The 15,875-nt window shown below is 48.9% G+C and carries 14 protein-coding genes; 1 reads left to right on the top strand and 13 read right to left on the bottom strand.

Annotated elements, in window-relative coordinates; genetic code table 11:
• The 13 genes from glmM to ACLU9Q_RS17320 all read right to left on the bottom strand — a co-directional run bounded on the left by glmM (position 1) and on the right by ACLU9Q_RS17320 (position 15,099).
• Positions 1 to 1,347 carry a phosphoglucosamine mutase gene (gene glmM, locus ACLU9Q_RS17380; RefSeq protein ID WP_296837908.1) on the bottom strand — a complete coding sequence of 449 codons (1,347 nt, stop codon included), beginning with the start codon at positions 1,345 to 1,347 and terminating at the stop codon, positions 1 to 3.
• A 79-nt stretch (positions 1,348 to 1,426) separates the two neighbouring features.
• Positions 1,427 to 1,984 (bottom strand): elongation factor P, encoded by a 558-nt coding sequence (efp, locus tag ACLU9Q_RS17375; RefSeq protein WP_006864545.1) that lies wholly within the window; start codon positions 1,982 to 1,984, stop codon positions 1,427 to 1,429.
• Between the two features lie 95 nt (positions 1,985 to 2,079).
• Complete coding sequence (locus tag ACLU9Q_RS17370; protein WP_296837913.1) at positions 2,080 to 3,147, bottom strand: M24 family metallopeptidase; 1,068 nt, start codon at positions 3,145 to 3,147, stop codon at positions 2,080 to 2,082.
• Positions 3,137 to 3,643, bottom strand: a complete 507-nt coding sequence (locus ACLU9Q_RS17365; RefSeq protein WP_296837916.1) for a shikimate kinase — start codon at positions 3,641 to 3,643, stop codon at positions 3,137 to 3,139. Before ACLU9Q_RS17365 ends, ACLU9Q_RS17370 begins: the two co-directional genes overlap by 11 nt.
• Entirely contained in the window at positions 3,640 to 4,146 is a 507-nt protein-coding gene (locus ACLU9Q_RS17360; protein ID WP_296837920.1) for a YqeG family HAD IIIA-type phosphatase, read from the bottom strand. The genes ACLU9Q_RS17365 and ACLU9Q_RS17360 overlap by 4 nt, the downstream gene beginning before the upstream one ends.
• A gap of 43 nt (positions 4,147 to 4,189) precedes the next feature.
• Positions 4,190 to 8,782: a PolC-type DNA polymerase III gene (locus ACLU9Q_RS17355; RefSeq protein ID WP_298515347.1), complete on the bottom strand. Its 4,593-nt coding sequence runs from the start codon at positions 8,780 to 8,782 to the stop codon at positions 4,190 to 4,192.
• A 2-nt stretch (positions 8,783 to 8,784) separates the two neighbouring features.
• Complete coding sequence (gene ispG, locus ACLU9Q_RS17350) at positions 8,785 to 9,840, bottom strand: flavodoxin-dependent (E)-4-hydroxy-3-methylbut-2-enyl-diphosphate synthase (RefSeq protein ID WP_296834904.1); 1,056 nt, start codon at positions 9,838 to 9,840, stop codon at positions 8,785 to 8,787.
• Between the two features lie 446 nt (positions 9,841 to 10,286).
• Entirely contained in the window at positions 10,287 to 10,937 is a 651-nt protein-coding gene (locus ACLU9Q_RS17345; RefSeq protein WP_296834902.1) for a hypothetical protein, read from the bottom strand.
• Between the two features lie 409 nt (positions 10,938 to 11,346).
• Positions 11,347 to 11,910, bottom strand: coding sequence for an accessory gene regulator B family protein (locus ACLU9Q_RS17340; RefSeq protein ID WP_296834900.1), 564 nt, complete (start codon positions 11,908 to 11,910; stop codon positions 11,347 to 11,349).
• A 3-nt stretch (positions 11,911 to 11,913) separates the two neighbouring features.
• The gene (locus ACLU9Q_RS17335) at positions 11,914 to 12,081 is read right to left on the bottom strand and encodes a cyclic lactone autoinducer peptide (RefSeq protein WP_296834897.1); all 168 of its coding nucleotides are present in this window, start codon (positions 12,079 to 12,081) and stop codon (positions 11,914 to 11,916) included.
• Between the two features lie 146 nt (positions 12,082 to 12,227).
• Positions 12,228 to 13,502, bottom strand: a complete 1,275-nt coding sequence (locus ACLU9Q_RS17330) for a sensor histidine kinase (protein WP_296834895.1) — start codon at positions 13,500 to 13,502, stop codon at positions 12,228 to 12,230.
• On the bottom strand, positions 13,483 to 14,208 hold the full coding sequence (locus ACLU9Q_RS17325; protein ID WP_296834893.1) for a LytR/AlgR family response regulator transcription factor: 726 nt from the start codon (positions 14,206 to 14,208) through the stop codon (positions 13,483 to 13,485). Before ACLU9Q_RS17325 ends, ACLU9Q_RS17330 begins: the two co-directional genes overlap by 20 nt.
• Positions 14,209 to 14,319: 111 nt before the next feature.
• Positions 14,320 to 15,099, bottom strand: coding sequence for an EFR1 family ferrodoxin (locus tag ACLU9Q_RS17320; RefSeq protein ID WP_296834891.1), 780 nt, complete (start codon positions 15,097 to 15,099; stop codon positions 14,320 to 14,322).
• 209 nt (positions 15,100 to 15,308) lie between these two features.
• Here ACLU9Q_RS17320 and ACLU9Q_RS17315 point away from each other — a divergent pair, with 209 nt between their 5' ends.
• Entirely contained in the window at positions 15,309 to 15,818 is a 510-nt protein-coding gene (locus ACLU9Q_RS17315) for a hypothetical protein (RefSeq protein WP_296834889.1), read from the top strand.
• Positions 15,819 to 15,875: the final 57 nt, after the last annotated feature.

Raw genomic sequence — 15,875 nt, 5'->3', positions numbered from 1 at the left:
TTACTCCACTACAAGCCCCTGCCTTGTCAGAACGTCGACTACCTGGTTTACATATTGTTCGCAGGTTTTCTGCTCCGGTGCTTCCACCATCACACGCAGCACCGGCTCCGTTCCGCTCTCGCGCACCAGGATGCGTCCCTCGTCGCCGAGCGCTTTTTCCACGGACGCGATCGCTTCCACTACCGCCTCATTCTCGCGCGCCTCCTGCTTATCGAACACGCGCACATTTTTCAGAAGCTGCGGATAAATCGTTACCTCGCCTGCCATCTTGCCAAGGCTCATCTTCTTCTCCGTCATCGCCTCCATAACCATCAGAGAAGTAAGGATGCCGTCGCCGGTGGTGGCGTGCTTGCTGAAGATGATGTGTCCCGACTGCTCGCCGCCCAGGCAGTGCCCGTTTTTCACCATATTTTCGTAAACATATTTGTCGCCGACCTTCGTTTTCTCATACTCGATGCCCTCACGGTCGAGCGCCTTGTAAAGACCGAAATTGGACATAACAGTGGTGACAATGGTATCGTTTTTCAGTTTCCCGTTTTCCTTTAAATACTTTCCGCAGACGTACATAATGAGATCGCCGTCCACCACATTGCCGTTCTCATCGACTGCAATGCAGCGGTCCGCATCGCCGTCATAGGCAAAGCCGACGTCCAGCTTTTTCTCGCGCACCAGCGCCTGCAGCGCTTCGATGTGAGTGGAGCCGCAGTTTGTGTTGATGTTTACGCCGTCCGGCTCGTTGTGGATGACATAGGTCTTTGCGCCAAGCGCGTCAAACACACTCTTTGCGATCGCGGAGGAGCTGCCGTTTGCGCAGTCCAGACCGATGCGGTATTTTTTGAAAGAGCGCGTCGCCAGAGAGATCAGATAGCCAATGTAGCGGTTTCTGCCTGCCACGTAGTCGATGGTTCGTCCGATGTTTTCCTTTGTTGCAAACGGGATTTCCTCCAGCTCGCCGTCAATGTACTGCTCGATCAGATCCTCAACCCCGGCGTCCATCTTGTGACCGCTGCGGTTGATCAGCTTGATGCCGTTGTCGTAGAAAGGATTGTGACTGGCGGAGATCATGATGCCGCAGTCAAACTCCTCCGTGCGCACCACGTAGGACACGCTCGGCGTGGTAGTAACATGCAGCAGATAAGCGTCCGCGCCGGATGCCGTAAGACCTGCTACCAGCGAATACTCGAACATATAGCTGCTTCTTCTGGTATCCTTTCCGATAACGATATTCGCCTTGTGGTCTCTTCCGAAATACCAGCCCAGGAAACGTCCCACTTTGTAGGCGTGCTCGACCGTAAGGTTTACATTTGCTTCTCCGCGAAAGCCGTCGGTTCCAAAATATTTTCCCATAATAAACTCCTTTTAATGAATACGGCGATAGATTACCCTTTGTGCAACCTATCGCCCTTCTTTGCCTAACTATAATTGCTTACACTCTGGACAGATATTCCCCTGTACGGGTGTCGATCTTGATCTTGTCCCCCTGGTTTACAAACAGCGGTACGTAAACCGTCGCGCCTGTCTCTACCACTGCCGGCTTGGTCGCGCCCTGTGCGGTGTCGCCCTTGAAGCCCGGCTCGGTGTCTGTGATCTCCAGCTCTACGAACAGCGGCGGCTCTACCGCGAATACGTTGCCGTTGTAGGAGCAGACCTTTACCATTTCATTTTCTTTGACAAACTTCAGCGCATCGCCGATATCCTCCTGGCTGAGTGCGATCTGATCATAGGTCTCCACGTTCATGAAGTGGAACAGATCTCCATCGGAATACAGATACTGCATATCCACGCGCTCGATACGCGCCTGCGGGAATTTTTCTGTCGGGCGGAAGGTTTTTTCAACAACGCCGCCGTTGATGATGTTTTTCAGTTTTGTTCTGACAAACGCAGCTCCCTTTCCCGGTTTTACATGCTGGAATTCTACAATCTGGTATACATTTCCCTCAATTTCCAGTGTTACGCCATTTCTAAAATCTCCTGCTGATATCATGCAAATTTTCCTCCTTCGATTAACAGGTAGGGAACATACGCATTCCCATAATTAAAAATATTGTATAATAAAACTGTCTGCATTTCAACAGTTTTTTATAATTCAATTAATTCTTTCGGAGAATGCGCCAGATTGCGGCACTTTCCTTCCGTCACCACGACCATATCCTCGATGCGCACGCCGCCGAAGCCCGGCAGATAGATGCCCGGTTCCACCGTCTGGATCATGTTCGGCTGCAGCACCGTCTCGCAGGTTTTGGAAAGGCGCGGCTCCTCGTGGATGTAAAGTCCGACGCTGTGTCCGAGTCCATGTCCGAAATAGTCGCCGTAGCCCGCTTTTGCGATGATATCTCTGGAAACCTTATCCACATCGCAGCCGCGCACGCCGCTTCTGCAGGCGTCAAGCCCGGCAAGCTGCGCCTCCAGCACAATGCCATAGATCTCTTTTTGTTTTTCATTCGCTTTGCCGATCACGACCGTTCTCGTCATATCGGAGCAATAACCGTTGTACACGCAGCCAAAGTCCATGGTCACAAAATCGCCCTTTTCAATCTTTTTGTGGGACGGCATCGCGTGCGGCATCGCGGAATTTACGCCGGAGGCGATGATCGTCTCAAAGCTTAAATTCTCCGCGCCATGCGTTTTCATGAAATATTCCAGCTCCGCAGCCGTCTCCATCTCCGTCATGCCCGGCTTTAACACCTGCAGCATATGGGAAAACGCCATGTCGCCGATTTCCTCCGCCTTCGCCATATATTCCAGCTCCTGCTCTGTCTTGACGCTGCGCAGCAGATCAAGACTGTCACCGAGCGGCGTCGTCAGCCTGCCTTTGCACGCCTCCTGCAGCTTGCTGTAAGAGCTGTAAAGCAGATACTGATCCTCAAAGCCGACCTCCTTAACGCCGTCCTGCTCCATCAGACCGTTTAAGACTTCTCCGTAATTGCGTGCAGCGCCCGGATCTACGATCTCAAAATCCGGAGCCTCTTCCTTCGCCATCGTCGTGTAGCGGGAATCGGTCGCCAGCACGCGGCGGTTCCCGGAAATATAGAGATATCCCGTCGCTCCGCGGAAGCCGCTGATATAGCGCATATTTGCACCGTCCGATACGACTATCGCGTCAATGTTCTTTTCCTTCATCACATCATACACTTTTTCACAAAACATGATCTTCTATCTCCTTTACCGTATCCTCAATATTTTTTTTATCTGTGTCAACCAGAAGCTGCGCCGCTTCCAGATAGCACGCTTCTCTTGCACGCATCAGCGTCTCAATTTTTTCCCGCAGATCGCCGCCCGCAAGCTTTGGCCGCGTGGTGTCGCCCTGCAGCCTTCCGACAAGCGTATCCACCTGCGCCCGCAGGTAAACGACCGTGCCAAGCTCTTTGAGAAGCTTCCTGTTTTCGGAGCGCACCGGCAGTCCGCCTCCCACGGAGATCACCAGACGCTCTTTTTCACTTTGAAGCTGCTTCAGCATATCCGTTTCCAGATCTCGGAAATACGCTTCGCCGTGCTGCGCAAAGATATCGTTGATCTTTTTCTGCTGCTGCGCCTCGATGCGCTCGTCGGTGTCGGCAAAAACAAGCCCCATTTCTTTCGCAAGCGCCTCGCCGACGCTGGTCTTGCCCGCCCCCATAAAACCAATTAAAATAATGTGGTTCATTGCTCTTTCCTCTTTTTCCTCGCGTAAAAGTACAGCACGATCCGCTCCAGGTAACGCTTGAGCACGATCTGGATTTCCTCTTTCGGATGGATCGGCTTTACAAGAATACTTTTGATGCCGGCGCGCCTTGCGCCGTAAACATCGGTAAAAAGCTGATCTCCCACAAACAGCGTGTTCTGCACATTTGTCCCCATGCGCTCCATTGCTTTCCGGTAGCCTTTTACCGAGGGCTTGTGCGCGTCTTCGATGTAATACGCCTGCACCGCCTCCGCAAACGGCTGTACGCGCGGAAGCTGGTTGTTGGAGATCAGACAATACTGAAAGCCTGTCGCGCGCAGCTTTTCAAAAAACTCCACCGCGCGCTCATCCGCCGGAGCGCCGTGCGGCACCAGCGTATTATCGATGTCAAACAGCACGCCGCGGTAGCCCTTTGCGTACCAGTCCTCAAAATCAATGGCGTACGTGGAGTCCACATACTCGTCCGGGTAAAATTTCTCTAACATATTCTACCACCTGTTCCTCTTTAATGTCAAATACCGCCTTGCGTCAGTCAAACAGCGATAGCTGATTTGTCTCCGGCAGGTCTCCCAAAAGCCCCAGATCAGACATCACGTCGATGACGCTCTTTGGCACTTTGGTGCGCTGCCAGAAATCGTCTTTTGACAGGAAGGGGCCGTCTTTTACCGCCTCCACGACCGCCTCCGCCGCCTTGTCGCCAAGACCGTCGATGCTGCACAGGGAGGGCATCAGCTTGCCGTCGATGATCTGGAAGCGGCTGGCGTCCGCCCGGTTGATGTCGATCGGAATAAACTCAAAGCCGCGCGCATACATCTCCTGCACACTCTTCATATCCTTGTAGGTATCCTGCTCTTTTTTCGTCAGCGAATCGTAATTTTTCTTGTATTCCTTCATATGCGCCAGCAGCCGCTCGTGTCCGAGGCACATCAGCTCGTAGTTGAACGCCGACGCGCGGATGCTGAAATACGCCGCATAATAAGCGAGCGGATAGTACACCTTGCAGTAGGCGATGCGGTACGCCATCATAACGTATGCCGCCGCGTGCGCCTTCGGGAACATGTACTTGATCTTCTTGCACGACCAGATATACCAGTCCGGCACATCGTGCTCCTTCATTTCCTTCTCCCACTCCGGCTTCAGGCCCTTGCCCTTTCGCACGCTCTCCATAATGGTGAACGACTGCTCGCTGTCAAGCCCCATGCGGATGAGATACGTCATAATATCGTCACGCGTACAGATCGCGGTGGCGATGGTCGCCTTGCCCTCCTGGATAAGTGTCTGCGCGTTGCCGAGCCACACGTCGGTACCGTGCGACAGCCCGGAAATGCGGACAAGGTCGGAAAAGCTCTGCGGCTTCGTGTCCTGAAGCATCTGGATAACAAAATCCGTTCCAAACTCCGGAATACCCAGAGAACCGAGCGGACACCCCAGGATCTCCTCCGGCGTGACGCCGAGCGCCTCCGTGCTCTGGAACAGCGACATGACGCTCTTATCGTCCAGCGGGATATCCTTTGCGTTCAGCCCGGTCAGATCCTCCAGCATTCGGATCATCGTCGGATCATCGTGTCCGAGAATATCCAGCTTCAAGAGGTTGTGGTCAATAGAGTGATAATCAAAATGTGTCGTGATGATATCCGTCTCCGTGTCGTTCGCCGGATGCTGGATCGGCGTAAAGGAATAAATCTCCTCGCCGTGCGGAAGCACAATGATGCCGCCCGGATGCTGCCCGGTGGTGCGGCGCACGCCCACGCAGCCCTCTACAATACGGTTGATCTCGCAGACGCGCTTGCGCTGCCCGTGCTCCTCATAATATTTCTTCACATAGCCGAACGCCGTCTTATCCGCCAGCGTGCCGACCGTCCCGGCGCGGAAGGTATGCCCCTCGCCGAAGATCACCTCGGTGTAGCGGTGGGCGTTGCCCTGGTAATCGCCGGAGAAGTTCAGGTCAATATCCGGCTCCTTGTTTCCCTTAAAGCCAAGGAACGTCTCGAATGGGATATCAAAGCCCTCCTTGCGCAGAGGCGCCCCGCAGACCGGACAGTTTTTATCCGGCATGTCGCACCCGGCGCGCCCGGCATACGCCTTCACGTCCTCGGAATCAAAATCATAGTAGTGACAATCCTCACAGTAATAGTGCGGACTCAGCGGATTCACCTCCGTGATCCCCGCCATCGTCGCGACGAAGGACGAGCCGACGGAACCGCGCGAGCCAACCAGATAGCCGTCGTCGTTCGATTTCCACACCAGCTTCTGGGCGATGATGTACATAACCGCGAAGCCGTTGGAAATAATGGAATTCAGCTCGCGCTCCAGACGCTCGGTAACGATCGGCGGAAGCTCCTCGCCGTAGATCTCATGCGCACGGTTATAGCAGATGGTACGCAGGGTCTTATCCGAATCGGGGATGACCGGCGGACATTTATCCGGCCGCACTGGCGAGATCTTCTCACACATATCGGCGATCTTATTGGTATTTGTGATGACGACCTCCTCCGCCTTCTCACTGCCGAGGTAGGCGAATTCCTTCAGCATCTCCTCGGTGGTGCGCAGGAACAGCGGCGCCTGCTGGTCGGCGTCCTTAAAGCCCTTGCCCGCCATAATGATGCGGCGGTAGACCTCATCCTCCGGGTTCAGGAAATGAACGTCGCAGGTCGCCACCACCGGCTTGTTAAACTGCTCGCCCAGCCGGACGATCTTCCGGTTCAGCTCCTGCAGATCCGCCTCGGAATTGATGTCGTTGTCCTCGCGCAGCAGAAAGGCGTTGTTCCCGATCGGCTGGATCTCCAGATAATCGTAGAAGTCGACGATCCTGGCAATCTCCGGTTCGCTTTTGCCCTCCAGCACCGCCCGGAACAGCTCGCCCGCTTCGCAGGCGGAACCGACGATCAGCCCCTCGCGATACTGATTTAAGGCGCTCTTCGGAATACGCGGCCGCCGGTTATAATACTGCAGATGCGAAAAAGAAACCAGCCGGTAAAGATTTACCCGCCCGACGTCGTTCTTCGCCAGAATAATCACATGGTACGTCGGCAGCTTCTTGATCTGGTCGAGCGAGGCGCTTCCAAGCTCATTGACCGCATCGAAGTTCTCTGCCCCCTGCAGTTTCAGCATTTCCATAAATTTCAGATAAATACCTGCCGTACACTCGGCGTCGTCCACCGCCCGGTGATGATGCTGAAGCTGCACATGCAGCGCCTTCGCCACCGTGTCCAGTTTAAAACGGTTGAGCTGCGGCAGCAATACGCGGGCAAGCGCCACCGTATCCACGTAGGTAAAATCGCGCCACAATCCCTGCCTTCGCATATTTTCCTCGATAAAGCTGACGTCGAAGGAGGCGTTGTGCGCCGCCAGCACTGCGTCGCCGATGAAATCAAGAAACTTCGGCAGCACCTCCTCGATCGTCGGCGCGTCCATCACCATGTTGTCATTGATGCTGGTGAGCTGCTCGATGCGGAACGGGATCGGCACCTGCGGATTAACAAAGGTCGAAAAGCGGTCGGTAATCTCACCGTTTTCCACCTTCACCGCACCGATCTCGATGATGCGGTTCTGCGTCGGACTGAAGCCCGTCGTCTCCAGGTCGAACACCACGCAGGTGCTCTCAATCACCTGATTTTTTGAATTTGTGACAAGTTTTTGCAGGTCATCGACCAGATAACCCTCCACCCCGTATAACACCTTGAAGGGATGGGAGATTTTCTTTAATTCGTCCTTCGTCACCTCCGGGTGATCCTCCTTGTAAGCGTCCCGGTAAGCGCGGTCAATGTCCTCGATGACGTGATTGGCGTCCGGGAACGCCTGCACCGCCCCGTGATCTGTGATGGCGATCGCCGGATGTCCCCATTTGTACGCCTGCTTCACGATATCCTTCACCTCGGAGACGCCGTCCATATCGCTCATCTTTGTGTGACAGTGCAGCTCCACCCGCTTCTGCGGATAGGTATCCATTCTTCCCACACGGAAATCTGACGCTTTCTTGATACCCGTCACCGAACCGATGCCGAGCTGACTGTCGAAACGGTCAATGTTCGTGACGCCCTTCACCTTGACGAACGCGCCCTTTTTCACCGTCTCGCCGAGCGCCTTTGCCTGCTCCGCCTGCAAAAACAGTTTTACCACGATCGTGTCGGTAAAATCCGTCACCTCCAGGATCATGAGGAATTTTTCATTGCGCAGCTCGCGCATCTCCTGCGCGCGGATCTGCCCACGGATCGCCACCTCGCCCATCTCATGCTCGATGCTGCTGATCGGGATCGGTTCATCCTCAAAGTCTCTTCCATATAAGACGTCCGGGTTGTCCGACTGGCGCAGCGGCCGGCGGTATTCGCCCTTGCGTACAAAGCCGCCGCGTCCGCCGTCCCTGCCGTATTCTCCGCCGCCATTGCCCTTCTGCGGCGCGCCGCCCTGCGCGCCTTTTGCAAATTGTCCTCCTGCCGGCTTCTTTGCCTGCGGTGCGCCTGCCGTCTGCGCCTGTGCGCGCGGCTGCGCCGCCGGTTCATCGCCGATCATCAGCTCGTCCGCCTCCGCCGCCTGCTTATTTTTGCGCACGCGGTCCACAATCGCCTGCACCTCCTGCTCGATCATAACGTCGCTGTTCCGGCGCGCCCGGCTCTCCTTCGCCTCTTTTTCCTCCAGCGTGATCTTCAGGGAAAGACCGCAGCGCTCACAGAACACCTTCTCCAGAATGCGGACCAGCTCCTCCGCCTTTCCGTGCGCAATGACAGATTTTTCGATCGTCATATGCATACTGTCCGGCGCCGGAAAATCGCACTCGGCATGACGCAGCAGATTATACTCGAACATGCTGTAGTTGCGCAGCTCCAGCAGAATACTGTCCTTGTACACCGGAAACAGATTCTGCGCCGTGTACTGCCCCGACAGATGAAATTTTTCGATGACCTTCACCGTCATATCGCTGCCGTCGAAGCACTGCTCGCTGATCGCCTGCTCGATCTCATAGATGAATTTTTTATGTATCCAGACCTCGCTGACAATAAATACGCGCAGAAAGTCCTTCGCAGAAGTAACGGTCACTTTCGCAACCGTTACCTTTGTCAGCAGATCATTTACCTCATCTTTTACCTTCAATCCCGGAAAAACTTCCGTGAAAGCTCTCTCCATTCTTATTTCTCCCAATTCAAAAGCTCTTCGCGAAGCGCGCCCAAAAGCTCGCTCTCCGGCAGCTTCTTCACCACTTCGCCCTTTTTGATCAGCAGACCTTCGCCCTTGCCGCCGGCAATGCCGATGTCCGCCTCTCTCGCCTCTCCCGGTCCGTTCACCACGCAGCCCATCACAGCCACCTTGATGTCCAGCGGGATGTCCGCCACCATGTTTTCCACCTGGTTCGCCAGCCCGATAAGATCGATGCTGGTGCGCCCGCAGGTCGGACAGGACACCACCTCGATGCCGCCCTTGCGCAGCCCGAGGGTGCGCAGGATCAGTTTCGCCGATTTGATCTCCTCTGCCGGATCACCCGTTAAGGAAACGCGGATGGTATCGCCGATGCCCTGCGACAAAATCAGCCCCAGACCGATGGCGGATTTGATGTTGCCGGACAGCAGCGTGCCCGCCTCCGTGATGCCCACATGCAGCGGATAGTTTGTCTTTTCAGCGATCAATTCATGCGCACGCACGCACATCATGACGTCCGAGGATTTGATGCTGATGACCAGGTTATCGTAGCCCTGCTCCTCAATCATGTGGACCTTATCCAGGGCGCTCTCCACAAGCCCCTCCGCCGTCACGCCGTGGTATTTTGCCACCAGTTCTTTTTCCAGCGAGCCGCTGTTCACACCCACGCGGATCGGCACATTGCGCTCCCGCGCGGCGTCCACAACTGCGCGCACGCGGTCCGCCCCGCCGATATTTCCCGGATTGATGCGGATCTTATCCGCCCCGTTCTCGATCGCCGCGATCGCCATCCGATAATCAAAATGGATATCCGCAACCAGCGGGATTGAAATCTGCTTTTTGATCTCCGCCACCGCTTTCGCCGCCTCAATCGTCGGCACCGTGCAGCGGATGATCTCGCAGCCCGCCGCCTCCAGGCGTCTGATCTGTGCCACCGTCGCCTGCACATCCTCCGTTTTCGTGTTCGTCATCGACTGTATCTTAATCGGATTGCCGCCGCCAATGGCGCAGTCACCGATCTTTACTACCTTTGTATGATCTCTGTACATCCTGCTTTCGTCCTTTCCCATGCATACCGCATGATCTCTGATTCCTAGTATACACCGGGATAACGGAAGGGGCAAGTCCCAAACTGCTGCCCCGTTAGTGCCTATCTGCTTCTGAAGCTGCTCTACCGGTATAAAACTCAGTGTATTTTTATACACGTCGCTCATTGCATTTTTAACTCCACGCAAAAAAGCCAGCTTTGTTAATACTGTATAAATACTTAATCAAAGCTGACTTTTTAAAATACTTTATTTTGTTTCTAAATTTCTTCTTGAAACATCCTTATTCTATCATCTGTTTCGTAGATAATATCTTAAAAGAATTATCGAAATAATTCCTGGAAAAATAAATGCGCCAGCATTTACTCCTCTCGTTTTATTCAAAAACGAAACAAATCCTATAACGGAAACCACAATAAACAAAACAAGAACCACAAATATTCTTTTCATTACCATTGCCTTACTAATGAGTTTCCAGAAACTTCCAATTCTTCTAAGAATGTGGCTTCATAATTTGCATTTACTAAGTTAAGCAAATAGTTAATGTTTCCTTTAATCTTTATATCTACTTTTGTACTACTACTATAGATCTCATACCAAGAACGGATATGATTATACTGCCCCCATGAAACCCCATCCATATATCCATCCCCTAAAAAAGTAATTGATTTTACTTTTCCGGATGAAATAGATGCTCTGAAATCTTGCTTTACGGTACTCCAGCCCACTGCCGGTACTCCGGCCCATACTTCTGCAGTATACTCGCCGCCGCCTTTGTTTGCCAATCTAGTTTGCGGTTTTTCTATTAAATTATAATATCCAGAAGACATTATTTCTTTCATTTGCTCCAGATCTTTTCCAAGTAATTCGCAAATTTCTTCTTCTGTGTATCCGTTTAAATCTACGTCGTTTCTCAATGAAATAGAAAGTCCGTCAACTTTCATCGGAAGCGGTGTCTTATCTATAAATCTTTCCATCTCATTTTGAACATCTTCCACATTTGTAATTTTATCTGCTGCAAAAACATGAATGCTTAAACCCAAAAGTAAGCACACTACGCTTAAAAAAACTAATATTTTTTTCCTCATGATAATCTCCATTCCGCCACCTTTCAATTGCGGCACATATAGTACACAGCCTCAAGTTTTTGTGTTACAACAAACTTAATCATTAAGACATCCCGGCATTAGTATTAAATGCCCCTATTTGCTTGTTGATGTGCAAGTGCGCCTTCCTACTCAAGCAGGAATACGCTTAATGTGGTTCAGTATGTAGATACGTTTTTTGTGTTTATTCCACATTTTATTTTATAAATCAATTCTATACTGTACATTGGAATCCCCTCCAGTCTTTTATTTATGTTTATAAAATTTGCTAAAATTTCAACCAGATATTCTACTACCTTTACCAATTCATATGTCCCGAATATCAATGCCACCAATTGAATACTATATTGATCATCGCAAAAATAATACTCACAGTTATTTCACAACTTTCTTCACTATATTCCTAATAGTACTTATACTGCCCAACAAGAACAGAAAACGCTGTTATTGCTATACCATAAAAAACAACGTTATACACCAAAACGTTATTTGCACATACTGCAGATCCGGCTATGACACTGTAAATAATTATGATTCGTTTTGCTTTTCCCGAATACTTTCTTTTTTCTGCTTCCGTCAACGGATTTATATTATTTTCTACCGGAGCATTTTTCCATATAACTTGAACCATAATAAAATATATTAAAATCATAGCACTAGTCGGAATTCTCAAAACCTTATTTCCAACCATCGCTAAATTCATTACGCCAACAGATATTACATAGCATCTGCTTTCTGTGTCCGCATGGTATCCGCCTGCATACGGACGCAGAAAAAACAGACAGAGAAAAAGAAAAGTACTAAAAAGCAATTCATCCCATAAGATTCCGCAGACTAATACTGACAATAAATTTACTGTTATTATCAATATCTGATGTAACCCATAACACAGTATCTCACATTCGTCTTCGTTCTCACTTATTTGTAGCAGTAACCTGTTTGAAAATTCATCACATCTTCGCATCATTTTTTAGTTTTCTTTTTTATATACCGTTTCTTTTTTCAATTTCTTTACAGCTTCCGGTAATTCGGGCTGATATCCCCAAAGAGGACAGCTTGTATTAGCATCTCTCTCCGCTGCTTTTTTTGCCAGAAATCTTATTGCTTTTTTACCATATTGGGATATTATCTTACTCATATCACATTATCCTTTCTTTTTTTGATGTCTGAATCATACCACAATATTTTTCCAAATCTTCTGCAATGTAATAAAAGGGCTATAATTCTGTCGAAATATACCCCTAATGCACAAAAAGGAGGCGCACTGTCTCCTTTTTGATAATTTTATTTTATACCTGTTAAATATAATAATACTTTTACTTTAAATCTATTGTTTCCATAATCTATATAAATCTCTCCACCATTTTCCTCCACAATCTTTTTTACATTTTCAAGCCCGATTCCATGAATCGCAATCCCCTTTTGTGAAGTTTTGAACTGATTGTCCTGTTCAATTACTTCTCCCGAATAGCTGTTTTCTATAAATATTAATAAAATTCCTTTTTTTGTCTGGATATCTATTTCCAGATATTTCTCTTCTGATTTGCGCGCTTCACGAATGGCATTATCGACCAGATTTCCCAGTATTACACAAATTTCAAAATCCTTTTCATAAATTTTTTCCGGCATTCTGATATTTATGTTTACGTGTTCCAGTGTTTTATCTGCATCTTTCAGCAGGTAATTCAATATTCCATCAATCTCTCTGTTGCCTGTCGAAACGTACTCCTGCGGATTCAGCATAAATTTTCGCATATCCTCTAAATATGCTATTGCTTCCGGATTTTCTTTCTCCTTTATCATTGATGACAGCTCAATAATATGATGTTTCATATCGTGCCGAAGAGCATTTATCTGTTCCTGCGATTTTTGTACAATATCCAACTGGTATTCGTACACGTTCACCATCTGCTCAAACATTTGCTTTTCGATTTTTTCAGAATAAAACTGCGCAAGCGCATTATATAAGTAAAAAATAATCATATTAACAAGCAGGATCAGAGACGAAACTACAACTACTGTTTGTCTTCGCTCTGTCTCTGTCAGTGCAAGATAATACACGCAAGCAATACTTGCCGCTGGAACGGCTCCCAAAATCATCACATAAAATAACGGCAGTTCTATTTTCCTTTCTGTCTGGACAGTTTTTTCGAGTATAAATGTAATCAATAATATTACAAGACTGGTAATGCATTCATAAATCTGATTAAAGGATTCTCCTGTCACATATCTTGTAAAAGAAAACACTATAACACCATCCACAGCACCATTTATAATATATATCAGAAAAACAAAGAACATTTTTCTTGATAATTTAGTCTTATAGGGAAAGGTAACTAATAATAACCCTGTCAGATTCGAAAAAATATTCCATACCGGAGACTTGAAAATTTCATATACTGCACTTGTATAGCAACAGGCTGCAACATACAACACCCATGTATATTTCCAGCAATTATTATTCTTTCCAAGGAAAAGCTCTATAAGCCGTTTTATAGCATAAAAACGCACTGCGTTTCCCAGTACGCCAAGCAATACATTAGCCGCTTCTAAATTCATCTGCTTCTCTCTCCATAACTTTCCTGCGTATTGACGCCCTGTTCATTTTACTTATACTCAAAACATCATCATTCAGCATCCGTACCGTTTCATAAGTGTATTCCTTTACATAATTAAAGTTAATCAGATAAGATTTATGGATGTTCATAAATAAAAATTCCGGGACTCTTTTCTCCACCTCCGTCAGTTTTCCGTAAAAGCTTCTTCTTTCCCGCTCTGTTACAATATGTATTTTTCTTCCATCACTTTGAAAATAGAGAATATCTTTATATGGAATCCGATAAATGCTTCCATTGCTCTGGTATTCAAAATCACGATTGCTTTTTCCCACTATCCGGTAAATTCCGTCCAGTACACGGTAAATCTTTTTTCTGCTCAAAGGCTTAACCAGAAAATCAAATGGTCTGTTTTGAAAAAGCTGTAATGCATATTGTGTTTTTGAAGATATATAAACAATAAATATCTGATCATTATCCAACACACTTCGTATATAGTTTCCGACTGCCACACCATTTTTCCCCGGAATCTCTATATCCAGAAACAGAATATCCAAAACTCCCCCTTTTTCTAAATATGCTGTCAGGGTGCTCCCGCTGAAAAAGATATCCACCTCCATCTTCACATTCCGTTCGTCCGCATACGCTCTGATTACATTTTCCACTTCTGCACAGGTACTTTTTTCATCATCGCAAATAACTACATTCATAATCCCTTTCCCCTGCAAGTACCGCCCTACTGTTCCTGTCCCGGCTCTCTGAAGCCTGGGATACACTGGGATAACGGATGGTACAAACAAAAACCCTTGATCAAGAAACCATTATATATTGTTTTCCTCTTCCTGTTCCCTGAAATCCTTCGGGAACACATAGCGCGGCAGTCCCTTAGAATGCTTTCCGTACTCGATTGCCTCTGCCGGGCAGCGGCAGATACAGGCCATGCAATGTGTGCACCGGTTTTTCCACACCGGTCTGCCGTCCCTCAGACGGATGTTTTTCGTCGGGCACAGCTTCACGCATTGCCCACAGGAAATACAGGCGTCTGTCGCGTGGAATTTCTTCGCATGAACAAACATCGGATAAAAAACATCGTTCACAATGCCGCTGCTTATGCGGTCCATCGGGGTTATCTTCGGCTCCGGAAACGGCCTGCGCTCACAGATTGCCGCGGCAGCCGCAGCGATCGCGCCCTGCGCCGCCCGGATTGTTTTTTCCGCCTCGTCCCGCGTCGGCGTGGAAAACAACGCAATATAATTTTCCGGCATAACAACCTCCATGCAGCCCCGATATTGCAAATTCTTGTCTGCACAGAGCTTTTTGAGGTACTGTCCGGCATTGCCGATATTTCCGCCGCAGGTCATCACAAAATAGATTTCCCTGCTCCCGCGAAGCTCTGTCTTTGCAATCCAGTCCGTCACCAGACGCGGAATACGCCACGCATAGGTCGGCGTGACAACCACCCACGGCTGTTTTGAATCCAGCGGCGCATGATCTCCGCTGCGAAGCTTCTGAAAAAGATTTAATACGCCGTCACCGGTCACCGCAGCGATTCTCTTTGCGGCGTATTCACTGTTTCCTGTTCCGGAAAAATATAAAATCATACCTTTGTCTCTCCCTTTTTAGAATGTTGATCAGTCGAATTTTAATAATTATTTTCATTGTAACGCAAAATACGCCGGCACGCCACCACATTTAAAAAAATACCGTTTACCTGTCGCAGACTTTCATGGTATGATTTATGCAGTAAATACTATCATATCTGGAAATTTTATCTGAGAATTGTTTCATAAATAAGACGAGGGGTATAGTTATGACAAATAATATGTATGCAAATGTGAAGCGCGGTGCACGCAGCAAAGGAAATTTAGCTCTTTGGATCGGGCTTGCCGTGTGCGCGCTGCTTATCGCCGCTTTCGCTCTTTCTGTCGGCTTTGCAGGCCGTTATCAGAGAAACTACTGGGATTACGTCGGACGTCTTTCCAACAGCACTGCCTACGCCTACCGCAACGGCACTCTGCAGATTAGCGTAAGCGGAGAAACCAGATCGCTGGACAAAGAGCGCGCCTACCAAATTTATCAGCTCGTCTCAAATGCAGGTGAGGGACGCATTCAAAAAGCGCTTCCCTCCGGGGCGCCGTCTGCGATACTTGACTACGGAAACGGCAGCACGCTGACAGTCTGGGAAATTCCTGTCTCCGCAAGCTCCAACGAAGGACACGAAACCGACATCTTCCTTCTGTTCCAGGACGAAAAAGGCAGCTACGGCTATATCGCCTGGGATCTTTTCCCGCGGAAGTTTCTTAACTGCTTCCGCCTGTAGTTCCAGGCATATCTTTCATTTTTCAAATTTCTATAATTTTTTATGATTAATCGTGAA

The sequence above is a fragment of the Marvinbryantia sp. genome, from assembly GCF_047017445.1.
In the GTDB taxonomy this organism is placed as follows: Bacteria; Bacillota; Clostridia; order Lachnospirales; family Lachnospiraceae; genus Marvinbryantia.
Note: the sequence above shows the minus strand (reverse complement) of the source record. Positions and strands in the feature narration are given on the sequence as shown.

Coding starts and splice junctions, on each gene's coding strand:
- glmM (WP_296837908.1), bottom strand. CDS start 1,347: ATGGGAAAATATTTTGGAACCGACGGCTTTCGCGGAGAAGCAAATGTA.
- efp (WP_006864545.1), bottom strand. CDS start 1,984: ATGATATCAGCAGGAGATTTTAGAAATGGCGTAACACTGGAAATTGAG.
- ACLU9Q_RS17370 (WP_296837913.1), bottom strand. CDS start 3,147: ATGTTTTGTGAAAAAGTGTATGATGTGATGAAGGAAAAGAACATTGAC.
- ACLU9Q_RS17365 (WP_296837916.1), bottom strand. CDS start 3,643: ATGAACCACATTATTTTAATTGGTTTTATGGGGGCGGGCAAGACCAGC.
- ACLU9Q_RS17360 (WP_296837920.1), bottom strand. CDS start 4,146: ATGTTAGAGAAATTTTACCCGGACGAGTATGTGGACTCCACGTACGCC.
- ACLU9Q_RS17355 (WP_298515347.1), bottom strand. CDS start 8,782: ATGGAGAGAGCTTTCACGGAAGTTTTTCCGGGATTGAAGGTAAAAGAT.
- ispG (WP_296834904.1), bottom strand. CDS start 9,840: ATGTACAGAGATCATACAAAGGTAGTAAAGATCGGTGACTGCGCCATT.
- ACLU9Q_RS17345 (WP_296834902.1), bottom strand. CDS start 10,937: ATGGAGATTATCATGAGGAAAAAAATATTAGTTTTTTTAAGCGTAGTG.
- ACLU9Q_RS17340 (WP_296834900.1), bottom strand. CDS start 11,910: ATGATGCGAAGATGTGATGAATTTTCAAACAGGTTACTGCTACAAATA.
- ACLU9Q_RS17335 (WP_296834897.1), bottom strand. CDS start 12,081: ATGAGTAAGATAATATCCCAATATGGTAAAAAAGCAATAAGATTTCTG.
- ACLU9Q_RS17330 (WP_296834895.1), bottom strand. CDS start 13,502: ATGAATTTAGAAGCGGCTAATGTATTGCTTGGCGTACTGGGAAACGCA.
- ACLU9Q_RS17325 (WP_296834893.1), bottom strand. CDS start 14,208: ATGAATGTAGTTATTTGCGATGATGAAAAAAGTACCTGTGCAGAAGTG.
- ACLU9Q_RS17320 (WP_296834891.1), bottom strand. CDS start 15,099: ATGATTTTATATTTTTCCGGAACAGGAAACAGTGAATACGCCGCAAAG.
- ACLU9Q_RS17315 (WP_296834889.1), top strand. CDS start 15,309: ATGACAAATAATATGTATGCAAATGTGAAGCGCGGTGCACGCAGCAAA.